The following is a 15387-nucleotide window of genomic DNA, read 5'->3' as shown; positions in this document are numbered from 1 at the left end:
TGTTTTTTACTATTTCTTATTGACTTGCTTTGTTTTCGTTGTTACAATAAGTCTGTTTGAATCAGGACACGACGAAAGTGTCTGACGGAGGTGCTGATCATGACATCAGTTGTAGTAGTAGGAACGCAGTGGGGAGACGAAGGTAAAGGGAAAATTACAGACTTCCTATCTAAAAAGGCAGATGCAATCGCACGTTATTCAGGTGGCGATAATGCAGGACATACCATTCAATTTGAAGGCGAAACTTTTAAATTACATTTGATTCCATCTGGTATTTTTTATAAAGATAAAAACTCTGTTATGGGGAATGGGATGGTTATCAATCCAAAATCGCTTGTTGAAGAATTAAAGGGCTTACAAGAACGTGGCATTAATACAGATAACTTACGTATTTCAAATCGTGCACAAGTTATCCTTCCATATCATGTGTATCAAGATAAAGTAGATGAAGCATCACGCGGAGATAAAAAAATTGGTACAACATGTAAAGGGATCGGACCTTGTTACACAGATAAAGTGCAACGCATTGGAATCCGCGTGGCAGATCTTTTAGACAAAGAAGTTTTTGAAGAAAAATTACGTTCAAATTTAGCGATAAAGAACCGTTTATTCGAAAAATTCTATGAAGTAGAACCTTTAAAATTTGAGGATATCTTTGAAGAATATTATGGTTATGGTCAACAAATCGCTAAATATGTGACAGATACTTCTAAAGTATTAAATGATGTTTTAGATAAAGACGGTAAGGTACTATTTGAAGGTGCTCAAGGTATTTTACTCGATGTGGATCATGGTACTTATCCATATGTAACTTCATCTAACCCTGTAGCAGGCGGTGTAGCAACTGGTGCGGGCATCGGTCCTTCAAAAGTGACTCGTGTAATTGGTGTAAGTAAAGCATATACTTCACGTGTTGGTGATGGTCCGTTCCCAACAGAATTATTTGATGAAGTAGGTCATCAAATCCGCGAAGTAGGTCGTGAATATGGTACAACTACTGGTCGTCCACGCCGTGTAGGTTGGTTTGACTCAGTTGTTGTTCGTCACTCTCGCCGTGTATCAGGTATTACAGATTTAGCTCTTAACTCAATCGACGTATTAACAGGTCTTGAAACTGTGAAAATCTGTACTGCATATGATTACAATGGAGAAATCATTACGGAATATCCTGCCAATCTTCACATCATTGAAGGATGCAAGCCGATCTATGAAGAACTTCCAGGATGGACAGAAGACATTACTGGATGCAAAACATTAGAAGAACTACCTGAAAATGCACGTAATTACGTAAAACGTGTGAGTGAATTGACAGGTATTCGCATTGCGACATTCTCAGTGGGTCCAGACCGTGAACAAACAAATGTATTAGTAGATGTTTGGGAAAACTAATGTAAACCCATTTGATTAGCAGCTCTATATTAAGTAAAATTACACACAGTGGTGCTAACTGCGTTTTTATGCAGGATAACTAAACATCGGGCTTATTTACGCTCAATATTTTAGAACATGTAAAAGCATGAATGTTGTTCGATCAGCATTCATGCTTTTTGTAGTTTCTTTTCTCAAAAAAGATGGATGAAACATGGAACGAGTTGCCTATTAGTGAATATCCTTTTTCTTAAAGCGGCCGCCTCTTACTTCAGCAATATTGCCAATGGCCAAAAACGCATGGTTATCTAATTCACTAACGATGGAAGTCAGCTTAGATTCTTCTAGACGTGTAATGACGGTAAAAATAACTTTTTTAGAATCACCAGTGTAAGCCCCCTCTCCTTTCAAATAAGTAACACCACGTCCTAAACGATCCATAATGGCTTTGCTGATTTCGTTATATTCTTCACTGATAATATATACCACTTTTGATTCATCCAAACCCTGAATAACAATGTCAATCATTTTATAGGCGATGAAATACGCTAACCCTGAGTACATAGCTTGCTCCCAAGTAAACACAAAACCGGCAATGGTGAAAATAATAAGATTAAAAAACATAATGATCTCACCAACGGAAAATGGTAGTTTTCTATTGAAGAGAATAGATAGAATTTCAGTACCATCAAGTGATCCGCCATAACGAATCACAAGACCTACGCCGATTCCAAGGACAATACCACCGAATACAGTGGATAACAATAGATCTCGTGTAATTGGTTCTAAACGATGAAATACAATTGTAACAGCTGATAAAGTTGTAATTCCCAAAGCCGTTGATAAGGCAAAGGTTTTACCAATTTGCTTATATCCGAGGAAGATAAACGGAATGTTTAAGAGGAAAATAAATACGCCTAGAGGTAAAGCGGTTAGATGAGAAATGATAATAGAGATGCCAACAATTCCTCCATCTAGCACCATGTTGGGCACTAAAAATAGTTCAAGACCAATAGCCATGATACAAGCCCCTAGAATCACCATAATGATTCTTAGAAATAATTTTCTTTTGGGCACTTTTTTACTTGTCTTGTTTACTTCTGTTACCTGTGAGAGCATGAACTCTATGCTCCTACTCGAATCATTCATAAGATCTCTCCAATCCTAAAAGAATAATTTTTATATACATATTTTATCTGAAAATTTAGAAATTAATAAGTTGAACACAATATATAAGTGAAGAAAATCACCTAAAAAATCTGCATAGCTAACAAGGGGAAAGCGAGTTTTTTAAATCTTTATCATCAAAATTTATTTTGATTCGACAGAGGATGCCTCCTCTCTATAGATGTGCAAATCGTCCGGCAGATGTCACGGATTTTGAAAAGGGCTTTTCGAGCAAACTCGAAAAAATCCGGACGAAGTTACACTATGCTGTAATTATTAGATGGACTGTTTATGCCCTATTAGCAGGCTGTAAGCTCCTGTCTACAAAATCCCGATAATAAGTAGAAGATAAATAGGAATAAAAGCCCGATTATTTTGACTAACACACTGCAGGAAGGATGAAAAACCTCCTACTGTGTGAAGTTTCACTTTATGGTAAACTAAATAAGGATTGATATATTCTATTGTCGATAAATGGCGATTATTGCCTGGGAAATGATAGACTTTGGAATTTGTTAAAGATGCACATAATATAAAAGCATGGTAGAGTTAATATGTATAATTATAGAATCTAACAGTAATGAATGACCTAAACTGATAAGTAAGAAAGGGGAAAAGACTGTGGATGAAACCATTTTAGTAGTAGATGATGAAAAACCGATTGCAGATATATTACAATTTAATTTAGCAAAAGAAGGCTACAAAGTAGTCTGTGCTTATGATGGCGATGAAGCGTTAGAAAAGGTAGAGGAGATAAAACCAGATTTAATGCTATTAGATATCATGCTGCCAAAGCGTGATGGTATGGAAGTTTGTCGAGAAGTGCGAAAAAAACATGACCTTCCGATTATCATGCTGACTGCCAAAGATTCAGAAATTGATAAAGTACTAGGCCTCGAACTCGGTGCTGATGATTATGTGACGAAACCATTTAGCACACGCGAACTAATTGCTCGTGTAAAGGCAAATATGCGTAGGCATCAAACGGTGACAACGCCTGAAGAAGCCGTTGAAGAAAATAACGATATTGCTATTGGTTCTCTTATCATACAACCTGATGCATATTTAGTTTTAAAGCGTGATGAAGCAATCGAATTAACACACCGTGAATTTGAATTGTTACATTATTTAGCAAAGCATATTGGACAAGTAATGACACGTGAACATCTGCTTCAAACCGTATGGGGATATGATTACTTTGGAGATGTGCGAACAGTTGATGTAACGATCCGTCGTTTACGTGAGAAAATCGAGGATAATCCGAGTCATCCAACATGGATTGTCACTCGTCGTGGAGTAGGCTATTATTTAAGAAATCCTGAACAGGAGTAAAGAAAAATGCAAAAGGTTCGTTTTTTTAAATCGGTGCAGGTCAAGCTTGTGTTGATTTATGTGTTGCTCATATTAATAGCAATGCAAATTATTGGGCTGTATTTTGCAAAACAGTTAGAACAAACATTAAAAGATAATTTTGAAACATCCATTACAGACCGTTTGAAGCTTGTAAATTTCAGTGTCAAAGAAGAGTTATTAAAAGAGCGTACGGATAGTGATCCAACGCTTGAACAGAGTCTGAAGGGTGTATTGAATTTGTCTTCAGAGGATATTAAAGAAATTAGGGTAATAGACGCTCACTATCGTATTTTGGCAACTTCTGATATGAGTAACCAATCAATCGTTGGTCAGCGTTCGATGGAATCGCTTGTACGTCAATCGATCAATTCACAAACGCCATATGAAAAAATTGCCCTTGATGACAAGACTAGAAAAAGAGTGTGGGTTGTCGCGACTCCTATCAAGTCGAATGGCAAGAATGGCAAAGTGATAGGGACAGTTTATGTGAAATCAAATATTGAACGAATATTTGAACAGATGAATGAGATTAATCAGATCCTAGCAGGTGGTACAGCATTAGCATTAGCGATTACCATTATTTTAGGAATTTTTATCTTTAGGACCATCACGAAGCCGATTTCGGATATGCGTAGACAAGCTCAGGCGATGGCCAAGGGCAACTTTTCGAGAAAGGTTAAAGTATACGGGAATGATGAAATCGGGCAACTGGCAATTGCTTTCAACCATTTAACAAACAGGTTGCAAGAAGCTCAATCGATTACGGAAGGTGAACGAAGAAAGTTGGCTTCCGTATTGACTAATATGACAGATGGTGTTATTGCAACAGATCGAAGGGGGAAAATAATCCTCATTAATACACCTGCTCGAAAACTGTTAAATGGCGAATATCACGAATTGACAGGAAGACCATTGGTATCTGTTTTAGGTTTAGAAAAAAAATATACATTCGAAGATTTGATCCATATGAAGGATTCTATTAATCTAGATTTCAGTTCACCTGATCGTCCTTACATTTGGCGTGCAAATTTCTCCGTGATTCAAAAAGAAACAGGGTTTGTTAATGGAGTGATTACGGTGCTGCATGATATTACGGAACAAGAGAAGATTGAAATGGAACGTCGTGAATTTGTATCCAATGTATCACATGAATTGCGTACACCCCTTACAACGATGCGAAGCTATCTAGAAGCATTAGCGGATGGTGCTTGGCAAAACAAAGAACTGGCTCCACAGTTTTTGAATGTCACGCAAACAGAAACAGAAAGAATGATTCGTTTAGTCAATGACTTATTACAACTTTCAAGAATGGATAGTCGTGAATACGAGATCAATGCAGATTATATCGATTTCAACAAATTCTTTAACCGCATTATTGACCGATTTGAAATGTCCAGATCCAAAAATGTTGAATTCAAACGCATGCTCCCTACTATGCCGATTTATGTTGAGATCGACACAGATAAGATTACTCAAGTAATCGATAATATTATTTCTAATGCTTTAAAGTATTCACCAGATGGCGGTAATATTCGTTTTGGTATGACAGCAAATGAAGGCGTATTGACGGTCATGATTTCAGATGATGGTATGGGCATACCAAAAGAAAATGTAGAGCGTGTTTTTGATCGCTTTTATCGCGTGGATCGAGCAAGAGCTCGTTCAATGGGTGGTACAGGATTAGGATTAGCTATTTCTCGGGAAATGATTTTAGCACATGGGGGAAATATTTGGGCAGAAAGTGAAGAAGGAATCGGGACAACCATCTTCTTTACTTTACCGTATGAAGATGATGAGGCAGGTGAGTGGGATTGAAATATATCGAACAGATTAAGTCGGTCGTACTCTTTGTCTTAGTGTTTTTAAGCATTACATTGACATTTTCTATTTGGACTTACAAACCAAATTATGATACGGAAAAAACCAAAGCAGTTGAGATGCTAATAGACAAGAAGACACATATTACAGATATTATTAAACCATATCGAATGATATTTCATGAAAATGGTGTTTGGCGCGGAACAGAACGTTTTGGGGAAATGAAAAGCACGATGGAGCAAATGCAAAATTGGCGAGTAACAAATCCTACACTAGTAAGTAGTAATTTCAATGATGCAAAAATGGATCAATTAGTAGCAGAAGATAAACGCTGTACGCTTTTCTTCTCAGCAGAAATACCATACTCTATTTTTCAAAATATATTACCGACTACGGGAGGAAAAGCACCTAATATATCATTTAACAAAATGATTATTTCTTGGAAACAGCTAGAATCATCAGATGAATTGACAGTATTCTTTGCAAATACGAAAAAAAAACAATTATATAAAGCTGAAATACATGTGAAGAATAAATCAATGTTTGAAAAAAAGGTTGTCAATTCATCACATAGCTTAGAAAAGTACGCTGTATTTACTCGTGACAAAGATAATGCTCTTTATTTGCCAGCGAAAGAATCAAAGATGATACAGTCCGCTTATATTATTAATAATGTATCTATTGACCGGTTTACTAACGCACTATTTAATAATCCAAAGATTGTAAAGAATAGTATAAACGATGCAAATGCAAAAGAAAATTATACGGATGGCGTTTCCATGATGACAGTGGATAATAATAAAAGAGTATTAGATTTTGTCAATACAGCTGCTTCAGATAATCATGAGGTATTAGAAAAATCAAAGCTTATTTTAAGTACATTTGATTTTATCAATGAACATGGTGGCTGGACGGGAGACTTTCGATATGAATCCTTAGATTACAAGAATAATAGGATCAATTATCAACTATATGTGGAGGATTATCCTGTATATGCAGACTCTTTAGACACCTCTACACAGATAGTAACCGTTTGGGGAGATAATCGTATTGCACGATATACTCGACCATTTTACAAACTTGTACCAAGCCTTGAGAGTTCAAGTTTATCGATGATGAGTGGTCAAGAGGTTATCAATAATCTGATAAAGTTAAAAACCGTTAATTTTAAAGATATTGAAGAAATCCGATCAGGTTATTTCTTAACAAAAAACGGGCAAAGTGCTTTTATATTTAAACCAACATGGTTCTACTTGGCAAATGGTAAATGGTCACCTTTGTCATCACCAACAGTAGGAGGTGGCCAGGTTGGATTGGAATAAAACGAAAACGATATTTATCATTGTTTTCTCGATATTGAATGTTTTTCTTTATTCGATGTATGTCAACAAATACAATGAGGATAAGCAAGTCGAATTGATTGGCCAAGCTGATATTTCTACACGTTTAAAGGATGAGAATATCACCATTAAAGATCAACAAAAAGAGAGCGAAAGTGTGTCTTATATTTCAGGAAAGATTAATCAATTTACAGTAAGAGAGTTATCCTCTCTGCAAAATCAGCATATCCAGATTCATGATGATGCAGAAGTTGAAGCAAAAATGATAAAATTGTCCGCTTTGCCAGCTATTACAGAAGAAGCGCTCACTAGTTTTGTAGAAAAGAACGTTTATAAAGGGAATTCATATAGCCTTTGGAAGATTGACAAAAGAAACAGAGAAGCTATTTTCTTTCAAAAGTCGGACCGTTATATGATTTATTATAATCAAAATGCGACCATCAAGGTTCATTGGAATGATCATTTAGAAATAACACGTTATGAGCAAAAAATGTTCGATTCATTAAAGAGTTTTGGAGCAAAAAGTACGCTAATCAAAGCCCTAAGAGCTATTGAGATCATTTTTGATAGGGGATATTTACCTGCTAACTCAACAGTGACGAAAACGCAACTAGGCTATTCTACACTTGTTCCATTAACTGAAACACAAGTGCTGGCCCCTACATGGTATATTCATGTGGTGTTGCCGAAAGATGAAAATGGGGAACAAGAGGAAGCCGATTACTTTGTGAATGCAGTAGATGGTATAATTGTTGATATCGAACAAAATGCAAAAGAAAAGGAATTAGAATTAGAAAAGCAGCAGTAAGGGGTCTTTTAAATGCAGTTCAGTGTATTAGCTAGTGGTAGTACAGGTAACTCCATCTATGTAGAGAGCGGAGAGCATGCGTTTATCGTCGATGCTGGATTGACAGGCAAGAAAATGGAGCAGCTCTTTGAAAAAGTGGATCGTGATATAAAAAAACTAAGTGGGATTCTTGTAACACATGAGCATTCTGACCATATTAAAGGTGTTGGTGTATTGGCTAGAAAATATAATATTCCGGTTTTTGCCAATGAAAAAACATGGCAAGCGATGGATGGTTTAGTTGGCCATATTCCTGTAGAACAACGATTTCAATTTGATATGGAGACAGTTAAAACATTCGGCTCTTTAGATATTGAGTCTTTTGCTGTTTCTCATGATGCTGCAGATCCCATGTTCTATTGCTTTCATGAAAGAGGACAAAAGCTTGTTGTGATCACGGATACAGGCTATGTCAGTGATCGTATGAAAGGTATCATAAGAGGTGCGGATTCCTATGTCTTTGAAAGCAACCACGATGTAAGCATGCTACAAATGGGGCATTATCCATGGTCCGTAAAGCGTCGTATTTTAAGTGATCTTGGACATGTTAGCAATGAAGATGCCGCTGTTGCCATGAGCGAAGTAGTTGAGCAAAAAACAACTCGTATATATCTTTCCCATTTAAGCAAAGATAATAACATGAAGGATCTAGCAAGAATGAGCGTTTCTCAAACCTTGCAGTCATGCGGTATTATGCCCGGTGAGTTTGTCCATTTATATGATACGGATGCAAATGAGCCGACAGAACTTGTTACAGTATAAAGTGAAACTTCCATCAATGGGGGCTTTCTTCATCGCCCAATGAAATAGAGAAACTCAGGTTAAAGGCGCTACGTCCTGTGAGCAACACCTGAGTGACCAACATCTTGTTGGCTCGAACTAATAGGGCGCATGCGGCAGTTGATTCCCCATCTATCTTTTTTCTCTAAAACTTAAAGTGGGAGTCTTACTGTCCGTTAACGCAGGATAAAATGAAAATCTCTAGGATGGGTTTTCTTTATCACCACGGTGTGTTAGTTGAACCAACCAGGTATTTACGGCCAGTTGATCTCAGGCTTTCTTCTCTTGTCTTTAGCGAGAGAATTGAGGAATGAGGTCTTATTGCCTTTCCTATTCATATGAGATAAAAAATTGCCTACATTTGAGACCACTGAAAAAGTAAAAAAAGCGAATTTTTTATCATAAAAATCCGATATTACTATCTTTGTTGAAGTGGAATTAGCGTAGACTCCTGTGGGAAAACGGACTAGACGAGACCCCGCAGGAAGCGAAGCGGACGAGGAGGCTCGGCAGTTCGCCCACGGAAAGCGAAGCTAATTCTACTTCAATTAAGATCATATATATACTATAAATTTTTGTGTTACTACATTTTTTCAGTGGCCGCCTCCATTTTGGGGGTTTTTTTATGTGTAAATGGGGAACTTAAAGTAAGTTCACTGATATTTTCTTGTATTTTGAACTGATTTTAAATTTATTTTCATCTGATTTTAATCTTTGCAGTATAAAGTAAAAATATCAAAAGGCAGAAGAACGATAGAAAGGATGAATCATATGGGCTATTATGATAATGATGAAACACGAAGTAACAGAAAAAGTGGTAGTAAAGCCGGGTACTTCTTTAGTGGTATTGTTGGAGTCATCGTTGGTGCATTACTTATTTGGCTTCTGCTTCCATCGATGGTTGGTTATTTACCGAATGGTACGAATACATCCAACACAGGTACAACGACCACTACAAACAAAACGACAACACCTCAAGTATCAACTGAGGTATCAACCAATATTACGGATGCCGTTGAAAAAACAAAGGATGCGGTTGTTGGTATTACCAATATTCAAGAAACATCCAATGATTTATGGGGTGATTTTCCATTCCAAGATGGTGGGGATAGCGGTTCTTCAAACAGTGAAACTAATGACGGAACGAATCAAGAGGCTGGCAGTGGCTCAGGAGTTATTTATAAAAAAGCGGGCGATAAAGCCTATATTGTGACAAATAATCATGTTGTCGAGGGAGCCAAAAGACTAGAAGTGACTTTCTCTGATGGCTCAAAGGAACAAGCAAAACTTGTCGGTACAGATATTTGGACGGATTTAGCTGTCATTTCTATTTCAAGTAAAAAGGTAAAAACAGTTGCTACTTTTGGCGATTCAGATAAATTAAAACAAGGTGAATCTGTTATTGCGATTGGTAATCCATTAGGAATGGATTTCTATGGTTCTGTAACAACAGGGGTCATTTCCGGTAAAGATCGTACAGTTCCGGTTGACTTGAACGAAGATGGCACAGAAGATTGGCAAGCAGAAGTTTTACAAACAGATGCAGCTATTAACCCAGGTAACAGTGGTGGTGCTTTAGTAAATCTTGCAGGACAAGTTATTGGTATTAACTCTATGAAAATTTCCGAATCAACTGTTGAAGGGTTAGGTTTCTCTATTCCAATCAACACAGCGATTCCTGTAATTGATGAATTACAACAAACTGGTAAAGTGGAAAGACCTTCAATTGGAGTAGCGCTAATTGATTTAACAGATGTTCCAGAATATCATCAAAGACAAACTCTAAAATTACCTGAGGAAGTCACATCTGGTATTGTCATTAGTGAAGTGGTCAGCAATTCACCAGCTTCAAAGGCAGGATTAAAAAAATATGATGTGATTGTTGAAATGGATGGGGAAAAGGTCGACAATTCGATTGCTCTACGTAAGATCCTTTACAACAAAAAGCATGTAGGCGATCAAGTAAAAATCAAAGCTTATCGTAACGGGGAAATAATTCAAAAAACAGTAACATTAGCGGATAGCACCAAAACACAATGATGTGGATAACTAAAATTTAATGTAAACATTATACAAAGCGAGTAAGGAAAGAAAAACCCTGTCTTTCCTGCTTGCTTTTCTTTTGTTACAATAGGTTGTGGATAACATCTCATAAAATGTGTATAAGTCTGTGGAAATCTAAAAGATCGAAAGGATGAAATATTTTGAAAATATATAGCTGTGAAACCCATATAGGACGGGCTTTGGATATGTTTGTTGCAACAGAAAAAGAAATTCCAATTATGGAAAAAGTAGAAGAGGAAAAAAAGTTATCCACAAAATGTAGTTATTGCGACGAGCAAGCGACATATATTGTGGCGAACAAATGAGCGTACACAATATATTGGAATAGCCTGTGGATATGTGCATAACTCCTGTGGATAATGTGTTTGTAAATTTAACGTAAAGGTGGATAACCTGTGAGTATTACTATTATAAGCGTTGGGAAATTAAAAGAAAAGTACTTGAAAATGGGCATCGAGGAATATGTCAAACGTCTTGGCGGATATACCAAAATCGATCTCATAGAAGTTCCTGACGAAAAAGCCCCTGAACAATTAAGTGAAGCCGAAATGGAGATTGTCAAAAAGAAAGAAGGAGAGCGAATCCTCGCCAAAATCACGTCGGATCACTATATCATTGCACTCGCCATCAATGGCAAAATGCGCAGCTCAGAAGCACTGTCACAAGATCTTGAAAATCTCCTTACATATGGCCACAGTAAAATTGCCTTCGTCATCGGAGGCTCATTAGGTTTGCACACAGATGTCCTAAATCGCGCAGATGACCAATTATCATTCGGCAAAATGACCCTCCCCCACCAATTGATGAAGCTTGTTTTAATCGAGCAGATCTATCGCAGCTTTCGGATCATGAAGGGTGAACCGTACCATAAGTAGAGGCAAAAATTGTTGAAGATAATGTGGTAATTCTTTATCGGAAGCGGGTATTGAAAATGTGTTTTCATTATCCGTTTCACGATATAACAAGTGGATTAGTATAAAAGTTTTCGATATGTTCATTTCAGTAAAATCAAATTCAAGTTCTACGTTTTTTATAGTTCTAGATTTATCTATTTGCTTAATCGCAATATTATCGATTAACAACTGAAGTAATTGTTTTTGATTTTCTCTAGAAGTCTTTCTGTAGACGGATAGGAATTTATTTAGTAACATTTCAACCAACTCTGGTTGAATTACTTTGGAGTCGATAGAACCTAATTGTATTATAACCTCATTTTTCTTCTGTTCTAACTCTCTTTTCTCATTTGATAATTTTTGCAATCTTTCTTGCAGAATATCGACAGGGAAAGTGTTTTTCTCAAAGGCTTCCATGTACTTTGCTTGTAGTTGTTCAATTTCCTTTAATTGCTTTTCAATATCTTCTAGTTCTTTATTAAGCTGAGTAATAGAATGCGCGGAACTAGAACTAATTTCTGTGAGTGTCTTATATAATTTCTTCTTATTAGAACTAAAATGTTCAATTTTCTTGATAACCGTATCTTCAGCCTCATAAGCCTTAATAGAATTAGCTTTACAAGCAGCAGATCCTTTATTATGGAAATCACTACAGACGTAATAACGATGTTTTCGTTTCGTACCGTCTTTACGTGTATATGTTGTAATTGATGGAACCATCCCCTGTCCACAATCAGGACAGCGTAAAAGACCACTAAGTAAAAAGGGTTCATTTGATTGACGCTGCTTAAATGATTTACTTTTTCTCCTCGCTTGTACAACACTCCATAATTCATCCGAAATAATAGGTTCATGCTTTCCTTCTACAAGGATGGGATTTGGTTTTTTTCCTTTTCTTCGTTTGGAATCCCAATTTTCAAATTTTAGCCAACTGATTTTACCGATATATATTACATTGTCTAGGATCTGTGCTACTCCATTGATGGAGAAATAACGATTACGTTTAGTTTTATACCCAGCTTTATTTAAGTGGTTAGAAATTGCTCTTAGACCTTTGCCATTTGCATACATATGGAAGATTAATTGTACTACCTCAGCTTCCTTTTCATTTATTACTAGTTCCTTCTTAACAGTGTCATATCCAAATACAACTCCGCCGTTCCATCGCCCTTCCAAGGCCCTCTGTTTCATCCCAAGCTTAACATTTTCCGCTAATGTATTTCGCTCCATTTCAGCGATTGAGGCCATAATTTGAAGTACTAAACGACCTATAGGACTACTGGTATCAAAGTTTTCTGAGTAGGATATAAATTTTACATTGTACTTTTCAAACTTATCTAGAAGCATGAGCGTTTCTAGCATATTTCTTGAAAGTCTAGAAATTTTCCAGACTAGTACGGCATCAAATCTTTCATTTTCGACATCTCTAATTAGTCTCTTCATTTCCGGACGTCCTTTTACTGATTTACCGCTAATTCCCTCATCGACATATTCATCAACTATCTCCCAGTTATAGACTTGAGCATACTGACGAAGTGTTTGAAGCTGCGCAGCAATACTGAAACCTTCTTTTGCTTGTTCTTCTGTACTAACGCGGGCGTAAATCGCTACTTTTGATATTTCCATAACCTATTCCTCCTTTAAATTAATAATATAGTGAATTTTTAAATTAGAGAAATGAGAATTCGTGTTATATTATAGGTTAGTGGATATTTGTACTTAGAGGTTAGTTTAAGAGTTGTTTTTCTCTTATAAACAGTCAGGCATTAATTGGTGTTGAATAGGATGCTTTAAGAGGATAAAGGTTAAAAGCAAAGAAAGAGGGGGAAACAGAGTATGAGAAAAATAACAATAAAAGATATATATTCAGGAAAACCTGATGCAAAAGATGAGATAAACTTTGACGGTTTATCTGGATTTATCAAAACATTTATTGTTCCACAGAACATTAATTTGGATTCATTATTAAAAGGTAATCATTGCTTTATTTCGGGATACAAAGGAACAGGTAAGACAGCTTTGTTATTCTATTTAGATAACTTAATTAGAGAAAATGATAGCAGTGCTTGTTCATCATTGATCTTCTTTAAAGAAGAGTTTGCCGAACTAAAAAAGGAGGAGTTTGATAAGTTTTCAAAAAGGGGACTATCATCTATTACAATTGATAAAGACACTTTACTAAAAAACTCTGAATTTGAATATATTTGGAGATGGTTGTTTTTCAAGAGAATAGTTGCAGATAATGAAGAATTTAATGGTGGACTATTTGTAGATAATGAAGAATGGTCAGATTTTGTTAAAATTGTCTCTAAAATCAAAGGGCCAGTAAATATTAAAAAGAGTGTAATTCCAAATAGGGTCAAGTTAGCAATCCCTTACACAGATTCAACAGGTACGTCAATTGCGCCTGAGATGGAAGTGGATCTCAGTAGGGATTCTAAGGAGAATAATTACTCAAGTTTTATTAAATTAGTTGATGATGCAGAAGTTGCATTATCTAAAGTAACCAAGACAGATATTCCTTATCATATCTTTGTTGACGAACTTGAAGCATATTATGGCGACCAAGAAGTTTTTAAGAGAGATTTATATTTAATTAGAGATTTGATTTTTACAGTTAAACGGTTTAATACAATATTTTCCTCATCTAATTTGAGTAATATAAAGATAATATGTTCTATTAGATCTGAAATTGTAAATGCTATATCTAGATTTATTGTAACTAAAGAATTAAATAAAGTTATTTCAGGTTTTGAGATACCATTGAAATGGAACTATAATAATACTAATTCTTTCAGTCATCCAATAATGCAAATTCTACTAAGAAGAATCGCTATTAGTGAGAGTGAGGATGATGATAGATATAGAAGTGATAAAGAAATTATTGCACAATGGTTTCCGGAAACAATTCATGATATTGAGCCATCAAATTATGTTCTTAATAATAGTTGGCATAAACCAAGAGATATTGTGAGATTTATTATTTCTGCTCAAAATAGTATAAATAGTGATAGCACATCATTTTCACAAGCGGTTTTTTCTAGTTTACATAAACAGTATTCTATAGATAGTTTGAACGAAATAAGAGAAGAAATGAGAGCTTTGTATACTTCTGAACAAATAGAAGAAATAATTAATGTTTTTACAGGGTTCAAATCTGTCTTTTCTGTCCATCAATTAAGAACGAGGGTAAACAGTTTCTTCGGTAACAGCATTTTGGATACTGATTTTATTGCAGTATTAAACGATTTATACAGACTGGAATTTATAGGCAATTTTTTCCCAGCATCCCAAATGTATAGATGGCAACATAAGGGAGATGATAGGCTTATCATTTCAGATGAATGGAGAATCATGATTCATCAAGCACTTCAGAGTGCTTTATCTGTTGGTAAGAGGCACGATTATAGTATGAAACGTCTGGAAAATCCGCAAACAGGTGATGTAGTTTATTTTGAAGTTAAGAGTATATCAAAATCATTTGTAAATGGATTTATAGATTACTTTGGAAGGTCGTATCCCGCTTATATTCATATTAGCCAACTTGCAGACGTTTATATTCATGATATAAAGGAATATGTGTCTGAGGGAGAGGAGTTACGAACAGCAATTATTGAGTATGATGAGAAAAGGTATAAGTGGTCATTAAGAAAGATTCAAGAATAGAATACTATCCCTTTGTATTTGAAGATGTCTTTATATCACAAAACTTATAATTAATGAGTATTAAATATGTGGAGGAAGGCGAGCGATAAGA

At 35.8% G+C, this 15387-nt stretch carries 12 protein-coding genes; 10 read left to right on the top strand and 2 right to left on the bottom strand.

Annotated features, from left to right (window positions below):
• The first annotated feature begins 99 nt into the window (after window positions 1-99).
• Window positions 100-1389 (top strand): adenylosuccinate synthase, encoded by a 1290-nt coding sequence (locus FEZ13_RS17890; protein WP_146550449.1) that lies wholly within the window; start codon window positions 100-102, stop codon window positions 1387-1389.
• 210 nt (window positions 1390-1599) lie between these two features.
• On the opposite strand, the gene FEZ13_RS17885 is transcribed toward FEZ13_RS17890, so the two are convergent.
• Window positions 1600-2487 carry a YitT family protein gene (locus tag FEZ13_RS17885; RefSeq protein WP_146550450.1) on the bottom strand — a complete coding sequence of 296 codons (888 nt, stop codon included), beginning with the start codon at window positions 2485-2487 and terminating at the stop codon, window positions 1600-1602.
• A gap of 669 nt (window positions 2488-3156) precedes the next feature.
• On the opposite strand from FEZ13_RS17885, the gene yycF reads away from it, so the two are divergent.
• The 8 genes from yycF to rlmH all read left to right on the top strand — a co-directional run bounded on the left by yycF (window position 3157) and on the right by rlmH (window position 11612).
• Window positions 3157-3867, top strand: coding sequence for a response regulator YycF (gene yycF / locus FEZ13_RS17880; protein ID WP_146553791.1), 711 nt, complete (start codon window positions 3157-3159; stop codon window positions 3865-3867).
• A gap of 6 nt (window positions 3868-3873) precedes the next feature.
• On the top strand, window positions 3874-5703 hold the full coding sequence (walK, locus tag FEZ13_RS17875) for a cell wall metabolism sensor histidine kinase WalK (RefSeq protein WP_146553790.1): 1830 nt from the start codon (window positions 3874-3876) through the stop codon (window positions 5701-5703).
• Window positions 5694-7028, top strand: a complete 1335-nt coding sequence (locus tag FEZ13_RS17870) for a YycH family regulatory protein (protein ID WP_146553789.1) — start codon at window positions 5694-5696, stop codon at window positions 7026-7028. The genes walK and FEZ13_RS17870 overlap by 10 nt, the downstream gene beginning before the upstream one ends.
• Window positions 7015-7854, top strand: coding sequence for a two-component system regulatory protein YycI (locus FEZ13_RS17865; protein WP_146550454.1), 840 nt, complete (start codon window positions 7015-7017; stop codon window positions 7852-7854). The genes FEZ13_RS17870 and FEZ13_RS17865 overlap by 14 nt, the downstream gene beginning before the upstream one ends.
• A gap of 12 nt (window positions 7855-7866) precedes the next feature.
• Window positions 7867-8655, top strand: a complete 789-nt coding sequence (locus tag FEZ13_RS17860; RefSeq protein ID WP_146553788.1) for an MBL fold metallo-hydrolase — start codon at window positions 7867-7869, stop codon at window positions 8653-8655.
• A gap of 789 nt (window positions 8656-9444) precedes the next feature.
• A complete protein-coding gene (locus FEZ13_RS17855; protein ID WP_146553787.1) occupies window positions 9445-10713 on the top strand; it encodes a S1C family serine protease in 1269 nt (422 codons plus the stop codon).
• Between the two features lie 164 nt (window positions 10714-10877).
• Window positions 10878-11042: a CxxH/CxxC protein gene (locus FEZ13_RS17850; protein WP_146550457.1), complete on the top strand. Its 165-nt coding sequence runs from the start codon at window positions 10878-10880 to the stop codon at window positions 11040-11042.
• Window positions 11043-11132: 90 nt separating this feature from the next.
• A complete protein-coding gene (gene rlmH, locus FEZ13_RS17845) occupies window positions 11133-11612 on the top strand; it encodes a 23S rRNA (pseudouridine(1915)-N(3))-methyltransferase RlmH (RefSeq protein WP_146553786.1) in 480 nt (159 codons plus the stop codon).
• Here rlmH and FEZ13_RS17840 read toward each other — a convergent pair.
• On the bottom strand, window positions 11553-13256 hold the full coding sequence (locus FEZ13_RS17840; protein WP_146553785.1) for a recombinase family protein: 1704 nt from the start codon (window positions 13254-13256) through the stop codon (window positions 11553-11555). The genes rlmH and FEZ13_RS17840 overlap by 60 nt on opposite strands.
• Before the next feature lie 210 nt (window positions 13257-13466).
• Between FEZ13_RS17840 and FEZ13_RS17835 the strand changes: the two genes are divergently transcribed.
• Entirely contained in the window at window positions 13467-15296 is a 1830-nt protein-coding gene (locus tag FEZ13_RS17835) for a P-loop ATPase, Sll1717 family (protein WP_146553784.1), read from the top strand.
• Window positions 15297-15387 lie beyond the last annotated feature (91 nt).

Source organism: Rummeliibacillus sp. SL167 (assembly GCF_007896505.1).
Lineage (GTDB): Bacteria > Bacillota > Bacilli > Bacillales_A > Planococcaceae > Rummeliibacillus > Rummeliibacillus suwonensis.
The sequence above is the reverse complement of the archived record's forward strand: the minus strand, read 5'-3'. Positions and strand labels throughout refer to the sequence as shown.

Bases quoted from the DNA above. Each gene is read 5' to 3' on its own strand.
- FEZ13_RS17890 (WP_146550449.1), top strand. From the start codon at position 100: ATGACATCAGTTGTAGTAGTAGGAACGCAGTGGGGAGACGAAGGTAAA.
- FEZ13_RS17885 (WP_146550450.1), bottom strand. From the start codon at position 2,487: ATGCTCTCACAGGTAACAGAAGTAAACAAGACAAGTAAAAAAGTGCCC.
- walK (WP_146553790.1), top strand. From the start codon at position 3,874: ATGCAAAAGGTTCGTTTTTTTAAATCGGTGCAGGTCAAGCTTGTGTTG.
- FEZ13_RS17860 (WP_146553788.1), top strand. From the start codon at position 7,867: ATGCAGTTCAGTGTATTAGCTAGTGGTAGTACAGGTAACTCCATCTAT.
- FEZ13_RS17855 (WP_146553787.1), top strand. From the start codon at position 9,445: ATGGGCTATTATGATAATGATGAAACACGAAGTAACAGAAAAAGTGGT.
- FEZ13_RS17840 (WP_146553785.1), bottom strand. From the start codon at position 13,256: ATGGAAATATCAAAAGTAGCGATTTACGCCCGCGTTAGTACAGAAGAA.
- FEZ13_RS17835 (WP_146553784.1), top strand. From the start codon at position 13,467: ATGAGAAAAATAACAATAAAAGATATATATTCAGGAAAACCTGATGCA.